16 protein-coding genes and 1 tRNA gene are annotated in these 13,867 nt (G+C 58.1%); 6 read left to right on the forward strand and 11 right to left on the reverse strand.

The features are described from left to right. Positions 1–142: 142 nt before the first annotated feature. The 6 genes from hisG to HMPREF0308_RS10780 all read right to left on the reverse strand — a co-directional run bounded on the left by hisG (position 143) and on the right by HMPREF0308_RS10780 (position 4,745). Complete coding sequence (gene hisG, locus HMPREF0308_RS10755) at positions 143–988, reverse strand: ATP phosphoribosyltransferase (protein WP_005531525.1); 846 nt, start codon at positions 986–988, stop codon at positions 143–145. A 99-nt stretch (positions 989–1,087) separates the two neighbouring features. Then, positions 1,088–1,351 (reverse strand): phosphoribosyl-ATP diphosphatase, encoded by a 264-nt coding sequence (locus HMPREF0308_RS10760; protein ID WP_005531527.1) that lies wholly within the window; start codon positions 1,349–1,351, stop codon positions 1,088–1,090. Positions 1,352–1,480: 129 nt separating this feature from the next. Then, positions 1,481–2,188, reverse strand: coding sequence for an HAD family hydrolase (locus tag HMPREF0308_RS10765; RefSeq protein WP_005531530.1), 708 nt, complete (start codon positions 2,186–2,188; stop codon positions 1,481–1,483). 16 nt (positions 2,189–2,204) lie between these two features. Continuing rightward, complete coding sequence (locus HMPREF0308_RS10770; RefSeq protein WP_005531532.1) at positions 2,205–2,588, reverse strand: hypothetical protein; 384 nt, start codon at positions 2,586–2,588, stop codon at positions 2,205–2,207. A gap of 24 nt (positions 2,589–2,612) precedes the next feature. Continuing rightward, a complete protein-coding gene (gene mshC, locus HMPREF0308_RS10775) occupies positions 2,613–3,851 on the reverse strand; it encodes a cysteine--1-D-myo-inosityl 2-amino-2-deoxy-alpha-D-glucopyranoside ligase (protein WP_005531533.1) in 1,239 nt (412 codons plus the stop codon). Positions 3,852–3,920: 69 nt separating this feature from the next. Further along, positions 3,921–4,745, reverse strand: a complete 825-nt coding sequence (locus HMPREF0308_RS10780; protein ID WP_172453490.1) for an undecaprenyl-diphosphate phosphatase — start codon at positions 4,743–4,745, stop codon at positions 3,921–3,923. A 94-nt stretch (positions 4,746–4,839) separates the two neighbouring features. Between HMPREF0308_RS10780 and HMPREF0308_RS10785 the strand changes: the two genes are divergently transcribed. After that, positions 4,840–5,880 carry a hypothetical protein gene (locus HMPREF0308_RS10785; RefSeq protein WP_005531537.1) on the forward strand — a complete coding sequence of 347 codons (1,041 nt, stop codon included), beginning with the start codon at positions 4,840–4,842 and terminating at the stop codon, positions 5,878–5,880. A gap of 9 nt (positions 5,881–5,889) precedes the next feature. After that, complete coding sequence (locus HMPREF0308_RS10790) at positions 5,890–7,002, forward strand: quinone-dependent dihydroorotate dehydrogenase (RefSeq protein ID WP_005531539.1); 1,113 nt, start codon at positions 5,890–5,892, stop codon at positions 7,000–7,002. Between the two features lie 65 nt (positions 7,003–7,067). On the opposite strand, the gene HMPREF0308_RS10795 is transcribed toward HMPREF0308_RS10790, so the two are convergent. Both HMPREF0308_RS10795 and HMPREF0308_RS10800 read right to left on the reverse strand, forming a co-directional pair. Continuing rightward, on the reverse strand, positions 7,068–7,529 hold the full coding sequence (locus tag HMPREF0308_RS10795; protein ID WP_005531541.1) for a hypothetical protein: 462 nt from the start codon (positions 7,527–7,529) through the stop codon (positions 7,068–7,070). 11 nt (positions 7,530–7,540) lie between these two features. Next, a complete protein-coding gene (locus HMPREF0308_RS10800; RefSeq protein ID WP_005531543.1) occupies positions 7,541–8,080 on the reverse strand; it encodes a YbhB/YbcL family Raf kinase inhibitor-like protein in 540 nt (179 codons plus the stop codon). A gap of 227 nt (positions 8,081–8,307) precedes the next feature. On the opposite strand from HMPREF0308_RS10800, the gene HMPREF0308_RS10805 reads away from it, so the two are divergent. Beyond that, positions 8,308–8,393, forward strand: a tRNA-Leu gene (locus HMPREF0308_RS10805). 427 nt (positions 8,394–8,820) lie between these two features. On the opposite strand, the gene HMPREF0308_RS10810 is transcribed toward HMPREF0308_RS10805, so the two are convergent. Further along, on the reverse strand, positions 8,821–9,495 hold the full coding sequence (locus HMPREF0308_RS10810) for a DedA family protein (RefSeq protein WP_005531545.1): 675 nt from the start codon (positions 9,493–9,495) through the stop codon (positions 8,821–8,823). A gap of 184 nt (positions 9,496–9,679) precedes the next feature. Between HMPREF0308_RS10810 and HMPREF0308_RS10815 the strand changes: the two genes are divergently transcribed. After that, positions 9,680–10,396 carry a TVP38/TMEM64 family protein gene (locus HMPREF0308_RS10815; protein WP_005531547.1) on the forward strand — a complete coding sequence of 239 codons (717 nt, stop codon included), beginning with the start codon at positions 9,680–9,682 and terminating at the stop codon, positions 10,394–10,396. 98 nt (positions 10,397–10,494) lie between these two features. Further along, a complete protein-coding gene (locus HMPREF0308_RS10820) occupies positions 10,495–11,070 on the forward strand; it encodes a hypothetical protein (protein ID WP_005531549.1) in 576 nt (191 codons plus the stop codon). Here HMPREF0308_RS10820 and HMPREF0308_RS10825 read toward each other — a convergent pair. After that, entirely contained in the window at positions 11,067–11,909 is an 843-nt protein-coding gene (locus tag HMPREF0308_RS10825; protein WP_005531551.1) for a DUF3097 domain-containing protein, read from the reverse strand. The two genes, HMPREF0308_RS10820 and HMPREF0308_RS10825, sit on opposite strands and share 4 nt — an antisense overlap. Positions 11,910–11,942: 33 nt before the next feature. Between HMPREF0308_RS10825 and HMPREF0308_RS10830 the strand changes: the two genes are divergently transcribed. Beyond that, positions 11,943–12,710, forward strand: a complete 768-nt coding sequence (locus tag HMPREF0308_RS10830; protein ID WP_005531553.1) for a hypothetical protein — start codon at positions 11,943–11,945, stop codon at positions 12,708–12,710. A gap of 41 nt (positions 12,711–12,751) precedes the next feature. Here the strand turns inward: HMPREF0308_RS10830 and HMPREF0308_RS10835 are convergent, their stop codons facing one another. Beyond that, the gene (locus tag HMPREF0308_RS10835; RefSeq protein ID WP_005531555.1) at positions 12,752–13,843 is read right to left on the reverse strand and encodes a ferrochelatase; all 1,092 of its coding nucleotides are present in this window, start codon (positions 13,841–13,843) and stop codon (positions 12,752–12,754) included. Positions 13,844–13,867: the final 24 nt, after the last annotated feature.

A 13,867-nucleotide genomic window follows, 5' to 3' on the forward strand; every position in this document is an offset into this window, starting at 1 on the left:
TGGCGGGACTCCTTAGTAGGTTAATGCTCGCTATTTATTCACGAACATTTTGAACGATGAAAGGGTGAGTAAACTCAACGCCCATCGTAGCCAGCCCCGCCGTATGGGTGCCCGATCTATGGGATAAATCTAATAATTACCCCTAAAAGCGGGCGATGCGGAGATCGGAAGCCAAAATGGCTTCGGCGCCCAGCGCAGATAGCTTGTCCATGATGTGGTTTGCCTCCTTGCGCGGGACCATTGCGCGGACCGCTACCCAGTTCTCGCGAGCTAGCGGAGATACGGTCGGGCCGGTGAGTCCTGGCGTAACTGCGGATGCGGCATCGAGATTATCCGTCGAAACGTTGTAATCAATCATCAAGTAGTTACGTGCGTGCAAAATACCTTGGATGCGGCTGAGTACTACTTGCTCGGCAGGCGTGACTTCCTGTCCCTCGCGCTTAATCACCACTGCTTCAGAGGTGATAATTGGCTCGCCAAATGGCTCGAGCCCCTGCTGTCGCAAGGTGGTGCCTGTCGAGACAACGTCAGCGATCGCATCGGCGACGCCTAGGTGGATGGAGATCTCTACCGCGCCGTCGAGGCGAATGACCTCGGCCCCAATGCCGCGAGTCTTTAAGTCGTCACGAACCAAGTTCGGGTACGAGGTAGCAATGCGCTTTCCAGCGAGCTTCTCAACCGTCCAGTTTTCGCCTTGGCGGGAGGCATAGCGGAAGGTCGAAGTGCCAAAGCCCAGGTCGAGGACCTCGTTGAACTTGGCCTTGGAGTCTCGGGCAAGGTCGCGGCCAGTGATGCCAAGGTCTAATACACCTTGTGCGACGTAAATAGCGATGTCTTTGGGGCGGAGGAAGAAAAACTCAACGTCGTTCGCCTCGTCGACGATGTTAAGGGCTTTGTTATGGCCGCGGCCTTTGTAGCCTGCTTCGGCCAAAATCTCTATTGCTGCCTCTGACAGTGAACCCTTATTAGGGACGGCAATCTTGATCATGATGGAACCTTCGCAATAAGCCGCATCACTCTTGCTGCGTTAGCAATCAGAGAGCGGTGGGAGTCTTAAGTGAATGGGATGACGTTACGGGAAACGCGTTTACAGATATTTGTAAATGTCTTCTGGCTGCAGGCCGCGCTTGAGCATCATGACCTGAGTCCAGTAGATGAGCTGGGACATTTCTTCAGCGAGTTCTTCGTCCGACTGGTATTCGGAAGCAATCCAGACTTCGCCGGCTTCCTCGATGATCTTCTTGCCAAGATGATGGACGCCCTTGTCGAATGCTTCTACGGTGCCGGAACCCTCTTGGTGGGTGGCAACCTTCTCGGACAGTTCAACAAAAAGCGACTCAAAATTCTTCACGGTTTCCTATTCTTCCACAGATACGCATACAATGTCGTAATTGGTGTTTAAAATATCTCTTCTGGAGCTACCACTACCCTATTTGTGAGGGCTTGACCTACCTGCATCAACGGCGTACTTATGAGGCGTCTAGCTTCCAATCTGCGCAAACCACGCGTAAATGTCAGCGGCGCCCGCGCCGTGCAAGTGGCGAGAATTATGCAGGGAGGATATTTCCACAACCTCTTCTGGGACCTCCACGCGATTGTCTTCCGGGAGACCAATGACCGTGCACCCCGCGTCAACGGCGGCGCGCATACCTGCGGCTGAATCCTCGAAGACCAAACAGTCACGCGGGTCCAAATCCAATCGACGGGCCGCTTCGACATACATGTCCGGGGCCGGTTTGCCTGTGGGTACTTCGTCGCCACAGATCGTGTCCACAAAGAAGTGCTCGCCCAACTCAGCGATAGCGGAGCCAGCCACATAGCGTTCCGTATTGGTGGTGACCATCATCGGGATCCCGTCGGCGTGGAGCTCGCGCAACAGCTCCGGCACACCAGGGAAGATTTCGAGATTGCCGTGGAAGAGGCCTTTTACATAGTCGAACATCGCCATGCGGTAACGCTCGACTTCATTTGGGGCAACCTTTACCCCAGCCAAGCCTGCGCAGATATCTAGCGTCGTCTCAAAAGTGGCACCGACTGTGGCCAAGCGCTCCTCGTGCGTCATTTCGTGGCCCAAAAGGCTCGACAGATAAAGCGTCGCCTCCGCCCACAATGGCTCCGAATTGGTCAGCGTTCCGTCCATGTCCCAAAAGATGGCAGCGGGACGGATAGTGTGGTTAGGAGGGGTCATAAAGAGTGAATGTGTCTTAGAAATCTAGCTCTGGAAGTTGAGAAAGGGCATCGTCGTCAGCGCCCGTGGCGGCGGATGCGTTGTAGATCAGTTCAGTGAGCTCTTCCTTTTCCTCCGGCTCTAAGATGGCGTCAGCATTCTTGCGGTTGAAGGCGCCGAGTTCCTCGACGGAGCGGTTGATCACAGCCGTCAAAGTCGGGCCATCAGGATCGTCCGGCAATGCATCGAGGTCGTCGAAAAGCTTCTCCACAATGGTGCGCAGCTCCGGCAACGCTGCTGCATCGAAAGGCGCTTCCCAGAATTCCTTCTCATCTTCTTTGAGGTAGCTGCCGGTGGCAAAAGACTCTAGGTTGCTGATGAACTCGTCAATGTTGGGCTGAAAATCTACGCGAATGCTCATGCAGTGAATTCTGCCCTAAGTTCCCTAGGCCCGCACGCCAAGCAGCGAATCAAGTGCGGTGCGGATGAGCTCCCCAGCCTCGTCATTGTTCGCGCCGCGATCTGCAGATGCCCACGCATCAACGGCCGCAAGTACAGCTGGGGTGTCCAAGTCGTTGGCCAGTGCCCCGCGGATTGCGGCCACGAGCTCCTGCGCAACTTCGAGAGAACCTGGGTTCTGCAGCGCATCGCGCCATACTCCGAGGCGCTCATTTGCCTGTTCTAGGACCTCATCGGACCAGTCGCGTTCAGCACGGTAGTGGCCTGCGAAGACACCGAGACGGATCGCGGAAGGATCAACGCCTGCTTCCACCAACTTGTGAACGAAAACCAGGTTGCCCAGCGACTTCGACATCTTGACGCCGTCGAGGCCAATCATGCCGGTGTGGACATAAACCTGGGCCATGCGCTCTACCCCAAGGGCCGCTTCAGCATGGGCTGCGGAGAACTCATGGTGCGGGAACTTCAAGTCGCTGCCGCCTCCTTGGATATCAAAAGGCGCGCCTAGGCGGTTGGTCGCAATGGCAGAGCACTCGATGTGCCAACCAGGACGGCCCGGGCCAAAGGGAGAATCCCAGGCAGGCTCGCCTTCGCGGTGCGCGCGCCAGACCAATGCATCCAACGGGTTGCGCTTGCCGGGGCGATCGGGATCACCGCCGCGTTCGGCAAAGAATTCCGCCATCTCGGCTGCGGTGTAGTTGGACTCGTATCCAAAGTTCTTAGTGGCGTCGATCGAGGCATAAACGTCGGGGAACTCAGGATCGTCGACTACGTAAGCCGCGCCGGCGTCGATAAGCTTGCTCACCATCTCAGTGACTTCATCGATGACTTCCATTGCGCCCACGTAATCCTGCGGCGGCAAAACGGAAAGAAGCTCCATGTCGGAGCGGAACAAATTGATCTGCGAGGTCCCCAGCTCACGCCAGTCCACTCCGTCGCGCTCAGCGCGCTCGAACAGTGGGTCATCAACGTCGGTGATGTTCTGGACGTAGTGCACCTGGTAGCCGTTATCCAGCAGCTGGCGGTAAGCCAAGTCGAACGTCAGGTAGGTCGCTGCGTGGCCCAAGTGCGTCGAATCGTAGGGGGTGATGCCACAGACGTACATGGTGGCAGTTTCGCCGCTGACCTCTACCTTGCGGATGGTTTCATCCGCAGAATCGTAAAGATGCAGTGCGTGAGGTTTCCCGGGAACAGTATCAACGCGGGGTGTGGGCCAAGAATGCATGCGGTCTATCGTAGCCCCGCACCCGCACCTAATGCACGTTCAGATGCATTAGGCATGAAGTAAATCCTCCTAAGGCTGCAGGACGCCGAGCGCCAGCAGAATCATCACCAGAATGCCCACTGGGATGCGGTACGCAGCGAACCACTCGAAGGAGTGGTTGCCCACGAACTTCAGTAACCAGGCAATGGAAGCATAGCCAATGACGAAGGCGATGAGCGTGCCCACCAACAACTGCGCGCCAGTGGCGGACTGGCCGACGGAGGGGCCAAAGGCGTCGCCAAGCGAGAAAAGCCCCGAGGCCAGCACAGCAGGAATGGCGAGCAGGAAGCTAAAGCGCGTGGCGACCTCACGGTCCAAGCCCAAGAAAAGGCCGCCCGAAATGGTACCGCCGGAGCGCGAGACACCTGGGATGAGCGCAAGGCACTGGCATAGGCCCATGACCACGGCATCTTTCATCGTAAGCTCGTCGAAACCGCGCTCCTTCTTGCCCACCCGTTCGGCCGCGATGAACACGAAGGAGAAGATGATGAGCATGGCGGCGGTAATCCACAGGTTGCGGAGGTTATCGCGAATCAGGTCTTTACCAACAACGCCCAAGATGCCGATCGGAATGGAGCCGACGATGACCATCCACCCCATCCGATAGTCCTGGCCCCGCTGCTCCTTGTTGAAAAGTCCGCGGAACCAGCCGGTGATAATTTGCCAAATCATGCCGGCAAAGTAGACCAAGACGGCTGCTTCAGTACCCAGCTGAATGACTGCGGTAAAGGAAGCACCTGCATCCTCGCCCCAGAAGAGCTCTGAGATGATGCGAAGGTGCCCGGAGGAGCTCACGGGTAGAAACTCCGTGAGGCCTTGGACGATGGATAGGACAATGACCTGGATCCAGGACATCGCGTCTGTTGCTGCTGCGGTATTCACTCGGGAGAGCATACATACCGCGGCACACTTCGGGATTTACCCACGCTGGCTGCTACGATAAACAATCGTGAACGCACAGGCCAAGACAAAGAAATTGATGCCTCTAGCGCTGGCCATTAGCACTCTCGCGTTGAGTGCATGTCAGCCGGAAACGGGAGTCGGAGGAGATCCTGACTCGGCTCTGAAGGCAAACGCTACCCCGGCGCCGAGTTCCTCGTCTGCCGGCAAACCCGCTGGCAAGCTCGCCCAAGTTGATGCGGATGTCGTTGACTTGGCCGCTCATGGCGATACCATTGCAGCGCGGACCAAGGCAGAACTTTTGGTTGGCTCCCAGAAGGACTTCCTAGGCGGTTCCCCGAAGAAGGTTGCCATCGATGACAGGTGCGGCGACCTTAGCTCTTCCGAGCAAGGCTTTGTCCTCGCGTGCGGCGACAAGGTCTTGCTCATTGACCCCGCCAAGCCGGAAGCGCCTGAAGAGGTCGCAATGGAAGAAGAAACTCCGGTCACCGTGGCCACGCAGCTTTCCTCGGGCGAGCTCTTCGTCGGTTCCCACGAGTCCAACGCCGTGGGCATTTACGTCGATGGCAAGCGCGACCGCGAGATCAAGGTCGAGGAAGGCTCAGATCAGCTGTTGGCCGTTCCGAATCTCGACGGCACCGATAACGTGGTTCGGATTCTGCGCGCTGACTCCACGATTCAGTCCATCGACTGGGAGAAAGATCGTGCGGGCGGCCGTTTGCGTGCGGGTCAAGGCATCGGCCAGATTGCGGTTGGTGAGGGCGCGATTGTCCTCGGCTCCGACACCTCCGGCAAGCGCCTGGCGGTCTATACCGCGGACGACGTAATCCGCCTCCACCAGTACGGCAACGTCGACGGCACCCCTTGGGCCGTGGCCTGGGACCCTGCTCGCAAGCTGGCATGGGTGACCACCACCGATACCGGGAAGGCACATGCGTTCTCGATCGAATCCGGAGTGCCGATGGCTAAAGGTAGCGTAGACACTGTCGCTGATGCGCAAAACATCGCCGTGCTTGACGACGCCACCCTCGTCACCGCCTCAGCCACAGGTGACGGCATCCAATTCATTTCCGATCCTGACGTGAAGTAGGACCCCAAAATGCAACAAACACGTGTCGATAAGGCCCGCAAAGCGGCGTATCAGCTTGCTCTGAAGGGCATGTTCAAACTTTCGCCAGAGCGTATCCACCTCATCATGATCGGTGCCCTCAGCGGTCTGCAGAAAGCGCCCTTCTTGCACCGTGGTCTGCACAAGATTGTACCGGTTAATGATCCGGTCCTCTCGCAGGAAGTATTTGGAGTTACCTTCCCGCGCCCGCTGGGTTTGGCAGCTGGCTTCGATAAGAATGCAACCGCGGCGGATACCTGGAGCGGCGTGGGCTTCGGCTACGCGGAGCTAGGCACCGTGACTGCGAAGGCACAGCCTGGTAACCCATCCCCTCGCCTGTTCCGTTTGAAGGCAGACCGCGGCATTCTCAACCGCATGGGCTTTAACAACGAGGGTGCCGCTGCGGCGGCACGGCACCTACGTGCTCGAAAGACCTCTGACGTCATTGGTATCAACATAGGCAAGACCAAGGTGACTCCGGCTGAAGAAGCCGTAGCGGACTACCGCCAGTCTGCTTCCGTTCTTGGCGACTTGGCCGACTACCTCGTGGTCAACGTTTCTTCGCCGAACACCCCGGGCCTGCGTGACCTTCAAGCGGTCGAGTCCCTGCGTCCGATCATGGCTGCGGTTCAGGAATCCACCTCTTCCCCGGTTCTGGTCAAGATTGCCCCGGACCTTTCTGATGAGGACGTTGACGCCGTGGCAGACATGGCCGTTGACCTTGGCTTGGCGGGCATCGTGGCAACGAACACCACCATCTCCCGTGAGGGGCTCAAGACCCCAGCCGATGAAGTTGCCGCGATGGGCGCTGGTGGCGTCTCCGGCCCTCCTGTGGCAGCTCGTTCCCTGGAAGTTCTAAAACGACTGCACGAGCGCGTCGGCGATAAATTGGTGCTTGTTTCTGTAGGCGGCATTGAGACCCCTGAACAGGCCTGGCAACGCATCGCAGCGGGTGCTTCCCTCCTGCAGGGCTACACCGGGCTCATCTACGGTGGCCCGGACTGGATTCGGGACATCCATCGTGGAATCGCGCAGCAGATTCATGCGCACGGCTTGTGCAACATCTCTGAGGCCGTCGGCTCTGGGCTGCCTTGGAAGAGCTAAGCCCCAAAAATAAAAGCGTCCCTGCCTCGATTCCTTTAGCTGAGGCAGGGACGCTATTCTTGCCGCTACTGCTGTGGTGGGACCTTGGTCATGGCGGTGCGCCTAATGATGAAGGCACACAGCAATGCGCCGACAAAGTAAGTGAATACGAGCGGCTGGCCAGTGACCATAAGCGGCTCGGTGGGCATGAAGCGGCCCGCCACGATGGCGATGAGCGCCATAACCAGGGCGATGAGCTGGGTGCGGCTGCCCTTCTGGTCTTTGCGAACCGTGCTGAATGCGCCGACCAAGATCGCAGCGAAAACAATGAACACCACGTTCCACGTCCACTCGAAGGGGGCGCCGAATCCGTCGTTGACGATGGCGAGAACCCCCAGCAACACGAGCACGAAGGCCAGTGCTGAAAAGGCACCGCCAACGCGCCATGCTAAAGGAATTGTCACGCCCTCGGCGTTATCCTTGGCAGGCTCGCCTGCGGGTCGATTGTTTCCGGCGGTTCCTTCGATGGGTGAATGCTTGTGGCTCATAGAAAGAAATACTAAGTGGTCTCGTACCAACCCCAGGTAATGGCACGGCCAATTGCGTGGAAGTTTAGGTTAAAGCCCAGCACAGTTGGGGTGGACTCTGGGTCGATGTCAAGTTTCTCGACGTCCACCGCATGAACCACGTAGAGGTAACGGTGCGGTGCATGTCCGGCCGGCGGGTTGGGGCCGTAGTAGGTCTTTTTGCCCGAGTCGCCGCGCAGGCTGACGACGCCCTCGATGCCAAGGTCTTCAGCCGAACCAGCGCCGGTAGGAAGCTCGGTGATGTGGGCCGGAATGTTAAATGCAGCCCAGTGCCAGAAGCCTGAGGCAGTTGGGGCATCAGGGTCGAAGCACGTAACGGCGTAGGACTTGGTGCCTTCTGGTGCTCCACTCCACGCAAGCTGCGGGGAGATATCCTCCGGTGCGCGGAATCGCGCTTCGATTTCTTCGCCCTGGGTGATATCGGTCGAGGTCAACGTGAAGGATGGCAGGTCCTTGAGCGGCGCATATGGATCTGGGCCAGGGAAACGGGAGTCATTTGTGTATGAAGTCATAACTCAGTTGTACCTGAGGTCACACCTTGCTGTCGATGGGGCGGGCATCACCCTTCCGTCGACTATAGGAGACTCCGGCCGGTGTCATGCTTACATAGATGTGTTTTCATCTTCGAGTAAGAGCCATAATTAGTGCAGCTTTTTGCGCTCTGAACTGCCGATTTGTCTATGTGCGGCGTTTCGCGCTACAGTATTCGAGTGCCCAGCCGAGAGGCTGAAAACACCCAGCCCGGGTGGCGGAATGGCAGACGCGCTAGCTTGAGGTGCTAGTGTCCTATTAACGGACGTGGGGGTTCAAGTCCCCCCTCGGGCACAATTGTGAAGTCTCGCGACATCGTTCCTGCGGTGTCGCGACACTTTTCGTTTTGCTACTTAGCCCCTGGTCGATCTGCGTAACTGACGAGGAAGCCGCGTCCAGAGCAGAACCGGTGGGCTTCGTTGTCAGTTGTGCACGTTTCAGCTTCTGTCGTCCGTCCTCGGCGCGATGTGCAGGGCCTTGCGTCGTGTTTGTGGCAGGTGCCGGTTCCGCGGCGTCCTGCTTCGCCCGCTGGATCTGCATAACTGCCAACGAGAGCCTCTGTGAACGCAAAACTGACGCTTTCGTTGTCAGCTACGCACACCCCACCGCCCCAGCGCATCACTGCACCGGGCGGCCGCCACAAAGAAAGCGCCCATCCCCAAACTTGGGAACAGGCGCTCAGTTTTGCTGGTGCTGGCGGCCCTACGGCCTCAATGTTGCTTTAAACGGTCTCAGGCTCCGCGGCATCAGGATTGAGCGCTGCTACCTTCGGCTCCTTGGTCGCCTTGAAACGGTCCAAGACGTACTTCACCACGATCGGGAGAACAGACAAGCCAATAATCAGCAGCATGATCTTCTCGATAGAATCTGCGATGCCCGGAATGTTACCCAAGAACATACCAACCAGATTCATGGAGAGCACCCAGGCAATTGCGCCAGAGACGTTCCATACCACGAAGTTCTTGTACGGCATTTCCGCAGTACCGGCAGCAACTGGGATAAAGGTGCGTACAATCGGCACAAAGCGGCCCAAGACCAAGGCTACTGGGCCGTGCTTCTCAAAGAACTCCTCAGCCGACTGCAAGTGCTCGGTCTTAAGAACCTTCGCGTCGTCCTTGAAGAGTCGACGGCCGAATCGGTGTCCCAGGTAGTAACCCACCTGGTCACCCAAAATGGCCGCAACAATTCCTACAGCAAGCAGCGTCCAAATATTGACATCCAGCTGCTCACGCAGGATAGCTGCGGTAACCAGCAGTGAGTCGCCCGGTAGGAACGGGAATAGCACGCCGGACTCAATAAACACGACGATGCCAATGCCGGCAATAACCCAAGGGCCAAAGGCCTCCAAAAGGGTTGCGGCGTCCATATAGGACAAGAGATTGGAAATTGTGTCCACTCGATTCTCCAAAAAATAAGGCGCTGCAGGCCGCAGCGCGAGTAACCGCCTTCTAGTATCGTCTGCAGCTCGCCCATCTCCTAGCTCGACGTGCGATTTCACTGCAAATTGTCGTGATCAACACAGCCTAGCCACAGGTAACCCAATTCCACATCGCAAGTTCCGAGCGCTACTGTTTTAGCCTATGACCCAATTTCTAGGATGGCTGCGCACTTTCGGAGCCTTTCTCGCGGAACTGTCCAAGTCCGCGCTTTCAGCCATCCGCAGTTGGTCGATGACCCGGTGGGCGATGGCTCTAGGAGCGATCATCGCCATTGTGGTCGCAGCATTGCTTGTCGACGTCCCCGACATCGCCGACCTACGTTCCTGGGCGGAGGGCCTTGGGCCCTGGTTCGTCGTTGCCTTTGTCTTAGGTTATGTCATATTTACGCAATTTCCGCTGCCCCGCACCATTTGGACCGTGGCGGCTGGCGTCCTGTTCGGGGCTTGGGTCGGCCTCGGCCTATCTCTCCTCGCTTTGACGCTCTCGGCGATGATTTCACTCCTGCTGGTTCGCTGGCTCCTCGGTGACTGGATCCAACCTCACCTCTCCCACCCTGCTGTCTTCAAGATCAATTCGCGGCTGGAAAGGCGCGGGTGGCTCGCTATCGCCAGCCTCAGAATGGTGGCCGGTGTCCCCTTCTCCATCCTCAACTATGTAGCCGCATTGACGCCCATCCCCGTCGGGCAATTTACGCTTGCGACACTGATCGGTTCGATTCCCACGACTGCCCTAGGCGTATTCTTCGGCGACGCCCTCACCGGCAAATCCGAACCATGGCTCTTCGTTGCCATGGCCATTCTCGCGGTCTTGGGCATCGGCGGATTAGTCCTAGACTCCAAACTGCCGCAACGTCCTTAAATCCTCCGCCGGAGGCGCGGGGTCAAGTTTCATATATAGATTTTGGCGACTATGCTGAAGCGCAAACAGCTACTCGTTGCACTATTTGAGGAGACAGCATGCTCGCTGTACACGCACGTTACCGCGGCCGTTCGGTTCGCCGCGCTGAATTGGTTCAGCGCTCTGCTTCCGCGCTGTCAACATTGGACGGCGTCGGCGAGTTCCAGGTCCTCGGCGTTGAGGACATCTGTGCAGTTGCTTACTCAGCGTCTTCAGTATGCGACGTTGTCATGGCATTGCTTGCCGACGGCGACTGGGCCATCGGCATCGGAGTCTCTCCAGGTTTGACTGGCGACGAAGAAGCAGCGCGTGAGGTCGCCACCGGCGCACTTAAGGGATCGGCCCGCGCGGGACAGGTCTACGCCAAAGTAAGCAAGCGTGGTCGCGCTTCCGAAGCCGCCGACATTGCCGCAACCTTTGCGCTTCTCGGCTTTGTCCTCCACAAGCGCACCATGGAAGGCCGCGAGGCGACGTCGCTAGTTCGCGCGGGTCTCAACCAGAACGAAGCAGCTGAAGAGCTGGGAATCTCTAAGCAAGCGATGTCGCAGCGCCTGCAAGCTGCCGGTTGGGCTGCTGAGATGGCTGGCTGGCAACTTGCAGTACACGTCATCGAGCGCGCCAACACTCCCTCTTAGTAACCCAGATCAGCCTTCGTAAGCTCTGGCGTGGTGACGAAGTCGACGAGTCTTTCCACTGCACCGATGAGAGTGGAGTCGAGGTCGCGGAAGGAATTCACAGCAGTGTAGACACGGCTCCAGCCCTCCTTCGGGTCGGACCAGCCCACCCGCTGACAGATTCCAGTCTTCCAGTCTTCCCCGTAGGGAACCTCGGGCCATGCCCGCAGGCCTAGCCGCTCGGGCTTTACCGCAGCCCAAATGTCGATGAACGGGTGGCCGGTGACGAGTACGTGCTCTCCTACTGTCTGCGTTAGTCGAGTTTCTTTGGACCCCTCTACTAAGTGATCTGCCAGAACTCCGACCCTGCGACCAGGACCTGGCTGGAATTCGGCGAGTCGCTCCTCGAGGTTGTCGAGGCCTTCGAGGTACTCGACAACAACGCCTTCTACTCGCAGGTCGTGACCCCAGACCTTCTCTACGATAGCTGCGTCGTGGATACCCTCGACCCAGATGCGCGAGGGCGCAGCAACCTTGGCCTCAACGTTGCTAACGCGGCGCGAGCCGGAGTTGGACTTTTGCGGAGCCTGCTTTTCCACATAACGCGTCAGTGTGACAGGCTGGCCTTCGAGGAGAAAACCACCTTCGACCAAATTGAAGACACGCTCATTGCCTCGCCGATCCTCGAGGCGGACCACGGGGCCATAGACGGTCTTGTCGACTCCCATCACCGCGCCAATAAAGTCGTCGCCGCGGACTTCCACGACGAGCCCCGGCTCGGCTGGGACCTTGGGATACTCCTTCTTCTGTGTCCGTTTGTGACCTGCAAAAATGTCGCCGCCATATGGATCGATACTCATGGGGAGAAAGTCTATCCATTAAACTTTCTGGCCATGGATATGCGCGCCGAGGTTTGGTCTCCTTTACAAAATACTGCCGTCTGGTTGGGAGCCTGGCTGTGGGGACATGAGTCGACAGATGATCTTCTGGATGTGCTGCAAGAGCTCGGAGGGATGCAGGCGATGGAAAATGAGGAGCCCTTCATCGAGCTCCTTTCAACCTTGCGGACCGAAACTTCAGAACTCATCGCGGCACAACAGCGCGAGCCCGTCTTTAGACTCATCCTCTCGGGTCCTGGCGAGTCACCGGCATTGCCGCCGGGTTCGGTGTCGTGGAAGGCGGCGTCGGAAAGCGCTGAGGGCGCAATCGTGGTGCGCACCAATGATACAAGACGTCACTTAGTTCTCATCCCCCACTATGGCAACACCAGTACCAGCTGGAAGCTCTATGAAGAGACTCTTCCACTGCCCGCACCCTCGTGGTTAAGCCCCGGCGAGGCCGACGCATTGCTGAGCCAGGCGACCAACCAGGCCGCCACTCTCATCGAGGCCGGCGGTTATTCCACAGATGCGCTACATAATCCGCGTCTTGCCGTGGGGTCCCTCAGTGACTTCTACGACACTCCTGGCTTGCCGGAATCGGTGCCACCGCGCGCTGCGAAATTGTTTGCCCGTGCGGATCGCGTCGGCGCAATCATCGAAACGGTGACCGAGCGAATGGCTGACCACAGCCTCGACCATCATCTTTTGGCACTGTGGCGACATATTAGGCAGGCTCGCATGGCGGGTGTGTCCTATGCGTTAACTGACTTTGCCCGCTGAAACCGGAAGGCTTCAACGGGCAATGCTTCTAAGGGTGGATGCTACTTGGCAGCGGCTGTCGGCTTGCGAAGCGACCAAATGTCGCAGCAGCCTTCAGCGCAAGGTGCGCCGTTGACGGTGCAGCCCTGAACGGTGACATCGCCTAGGGACTCCCATGGCTTTTCTTGCTCCAGCTCCTCGATGAGATCGACAACCATCGACGAGAAGGCATCGGTGGGGCCCGCGGTGCGGGTGCGCTCCACGATTACTCCCATTTCGTCGGCAGCCTGCTGAAGCTCGGTGTCGAGGTCCCATACGACCTCCATGTGGTCGGAAATGAACCCAATTGGGCAGACGACCACTGCGTCGACGCCGTTCTTCTCATGGATTTCAGTGGTGTGATCGACAATGTCCGGCTCGAGCCAAGGGGTCTTCGGGCTGCCCGAACGAGACTGCCAAACTAGGTCATAATCGGTGATACCTGCGGCCTCGGCAACGAGACGCGAGGCCTCGGCGACCTGGCGGGAGTAGATGTTCTTGTCCCCTTCTCCACCACCGACATTGTCGTGCGCGGTGGGTACGGAGTGGGCAGTAAACAGCATGCGCGCTTGCGTACCCTCTGGGATCTTTGCATAGGCGTCCTTGACGGCCTGCGCCATTTCGCCGATGAACTTGGGGTGATCGAAGAATTGGCGGATCTTGGTGAACTCGATCTGCGGAAGGCCCTTCTCCTCGAGGTGTGCCCGCAGCTTGACGATGTCCTCGTCGTACTGGCGGCACGCGGAGTACCCGCCCCAAGCGGAGGTGGCGAGGACGGCTACGTTGCGGACGCCGTCTGCGGCCATCTGCTCAACCGCTTCTTTTCCAAAGGGGTGCCAGTTACGGTTTCCGAAGTAGATCGGTAGATTATGTCCGCGTTTTTTGAGCTCCGTCTCGACATGATCGATGATCTCGCGATTGAGTTGATTCAGCGGACTTACTCCGCCGAAATGGAAATAGTGCTCGCCTACGACTTCTAGGCGCTCGCGTGGAATGCCCCGCCCGCGGGTGACATTCTCTAAAAACGGAACGACCTCCTCGTTTCCTTCCGGGCCACCGAAAGAAAGAACGAGGAGGGCGTCGAAGCTGCGGGCATGCTGTTGTGCGTCAGTCATACCCCAACTTTACCAACCAAAGGC

This window comes from Corynebacterium striatum ATCC 6940 (assembly GCF_000159135.1).
GTDB lineage: Bacteria > Actinomycetota > Actinomycetes > Mycobacteriales > Mycobacteriaceae > Corynebacterium > Corynebacterium striatum.

Excerpts from the sequence above, each read along its gene's own strand:
- hisG (WP_005531525.1), bottom strand. The coding sequence starts at position 988 with ATGATCAAGATTGCCGTCCCTAATAAGGGTTCACTGTCAGAGGCAGCA.
- HMPREF0308_RS10765 (WP_005531530.1), bottom strand. The coding sequence starts at position 2,188 with ATGACCCCTCCTAACCACACTATCCGTCCCGCTGCCATCTTTTGGGAC.
- HMPREF0308_RS10770 (WP_005531532.1), bottom strand. The coding sequence starts at position 2,588 with ATGAGCATTCGCGTAGATTTTCAGCCCAACATTGACGAGTTCATCAGC.
- mshC (WP_005531533.1), bottom strand. The coding sequence starts at position 3,851 with ATGCATTCTTGGCCCACACCCCGCGTTGATACTGTTCCCGGGAAACCT.
- HMPREF0308_RS10780 (WP_172453490.1), bottom strand. The coding sequence starts at position 4,745 with ATGTCCTGGATCCAGGTCATTGTCCTATCCATCGTCCAAGGCCTCACG.
- HMPREF0308_RS10790 (WP_005531539.1), top strand. The coding sequence starts at position 5,890 with ATGCAACAAACACGTGTCGATAAGGCCCGCAAAGCGGCGTATCAGCTT.
- HMPREF0308_RS10795 (WP_005531541.1), bottom strand. The coding sequence starts at position 7,529 with ATGAGCCACAAGCATTCACCCATCGAAGGAACCGCCGGAAACAATCGA.
- HMPREF0308_RS10800 (WP_005531543.1), bottom strand. The coding sequence starts at position 8,080 with ATGACTTCATACACAAATGACTCCCGTTTCCCTGGCCCAGATCCATAT.
- HMPREF0308_RS10815 (WP_005531547.1), top strand. The coding sequence starts at position 9,680 with ATGACCCAATTTCTAGGATGGCTGCGCACTTTCGGAGCCTTTCTCGCG.
- HMPREF0308_RS10820 (WP_005531549.1), top strand. The coding sequence starts at position 10,495 with ATGCTCGCTGTACACGCACGTTACCGCGGCCGTTCGGTTCGCCGCGCT.
- HMPREF0308_RS10825 (WP_005531551.1), bottom strand. The coding sequence starts at position 11,909 with ATGAGTATCGATCCATATGGCGGCGACATTTTTGCAGGTCACAAACGG.
- HMPREF0308_RS10830 (WP_005531553.1), top strand. The coding sequence starts at position 11,943 with ATGGATATGCGCGCCGAGGTTTGGTCTCCTTTACAAAATACTGCCGTC.
- HMPREF0308_RS10835 (WP_005531555.1), bottom strand. The coding sequence starts at position 13,843 with ATGACTGACGCACAACAGCATGCCCGCAGCTTCGACGCCCTCCTCGTT.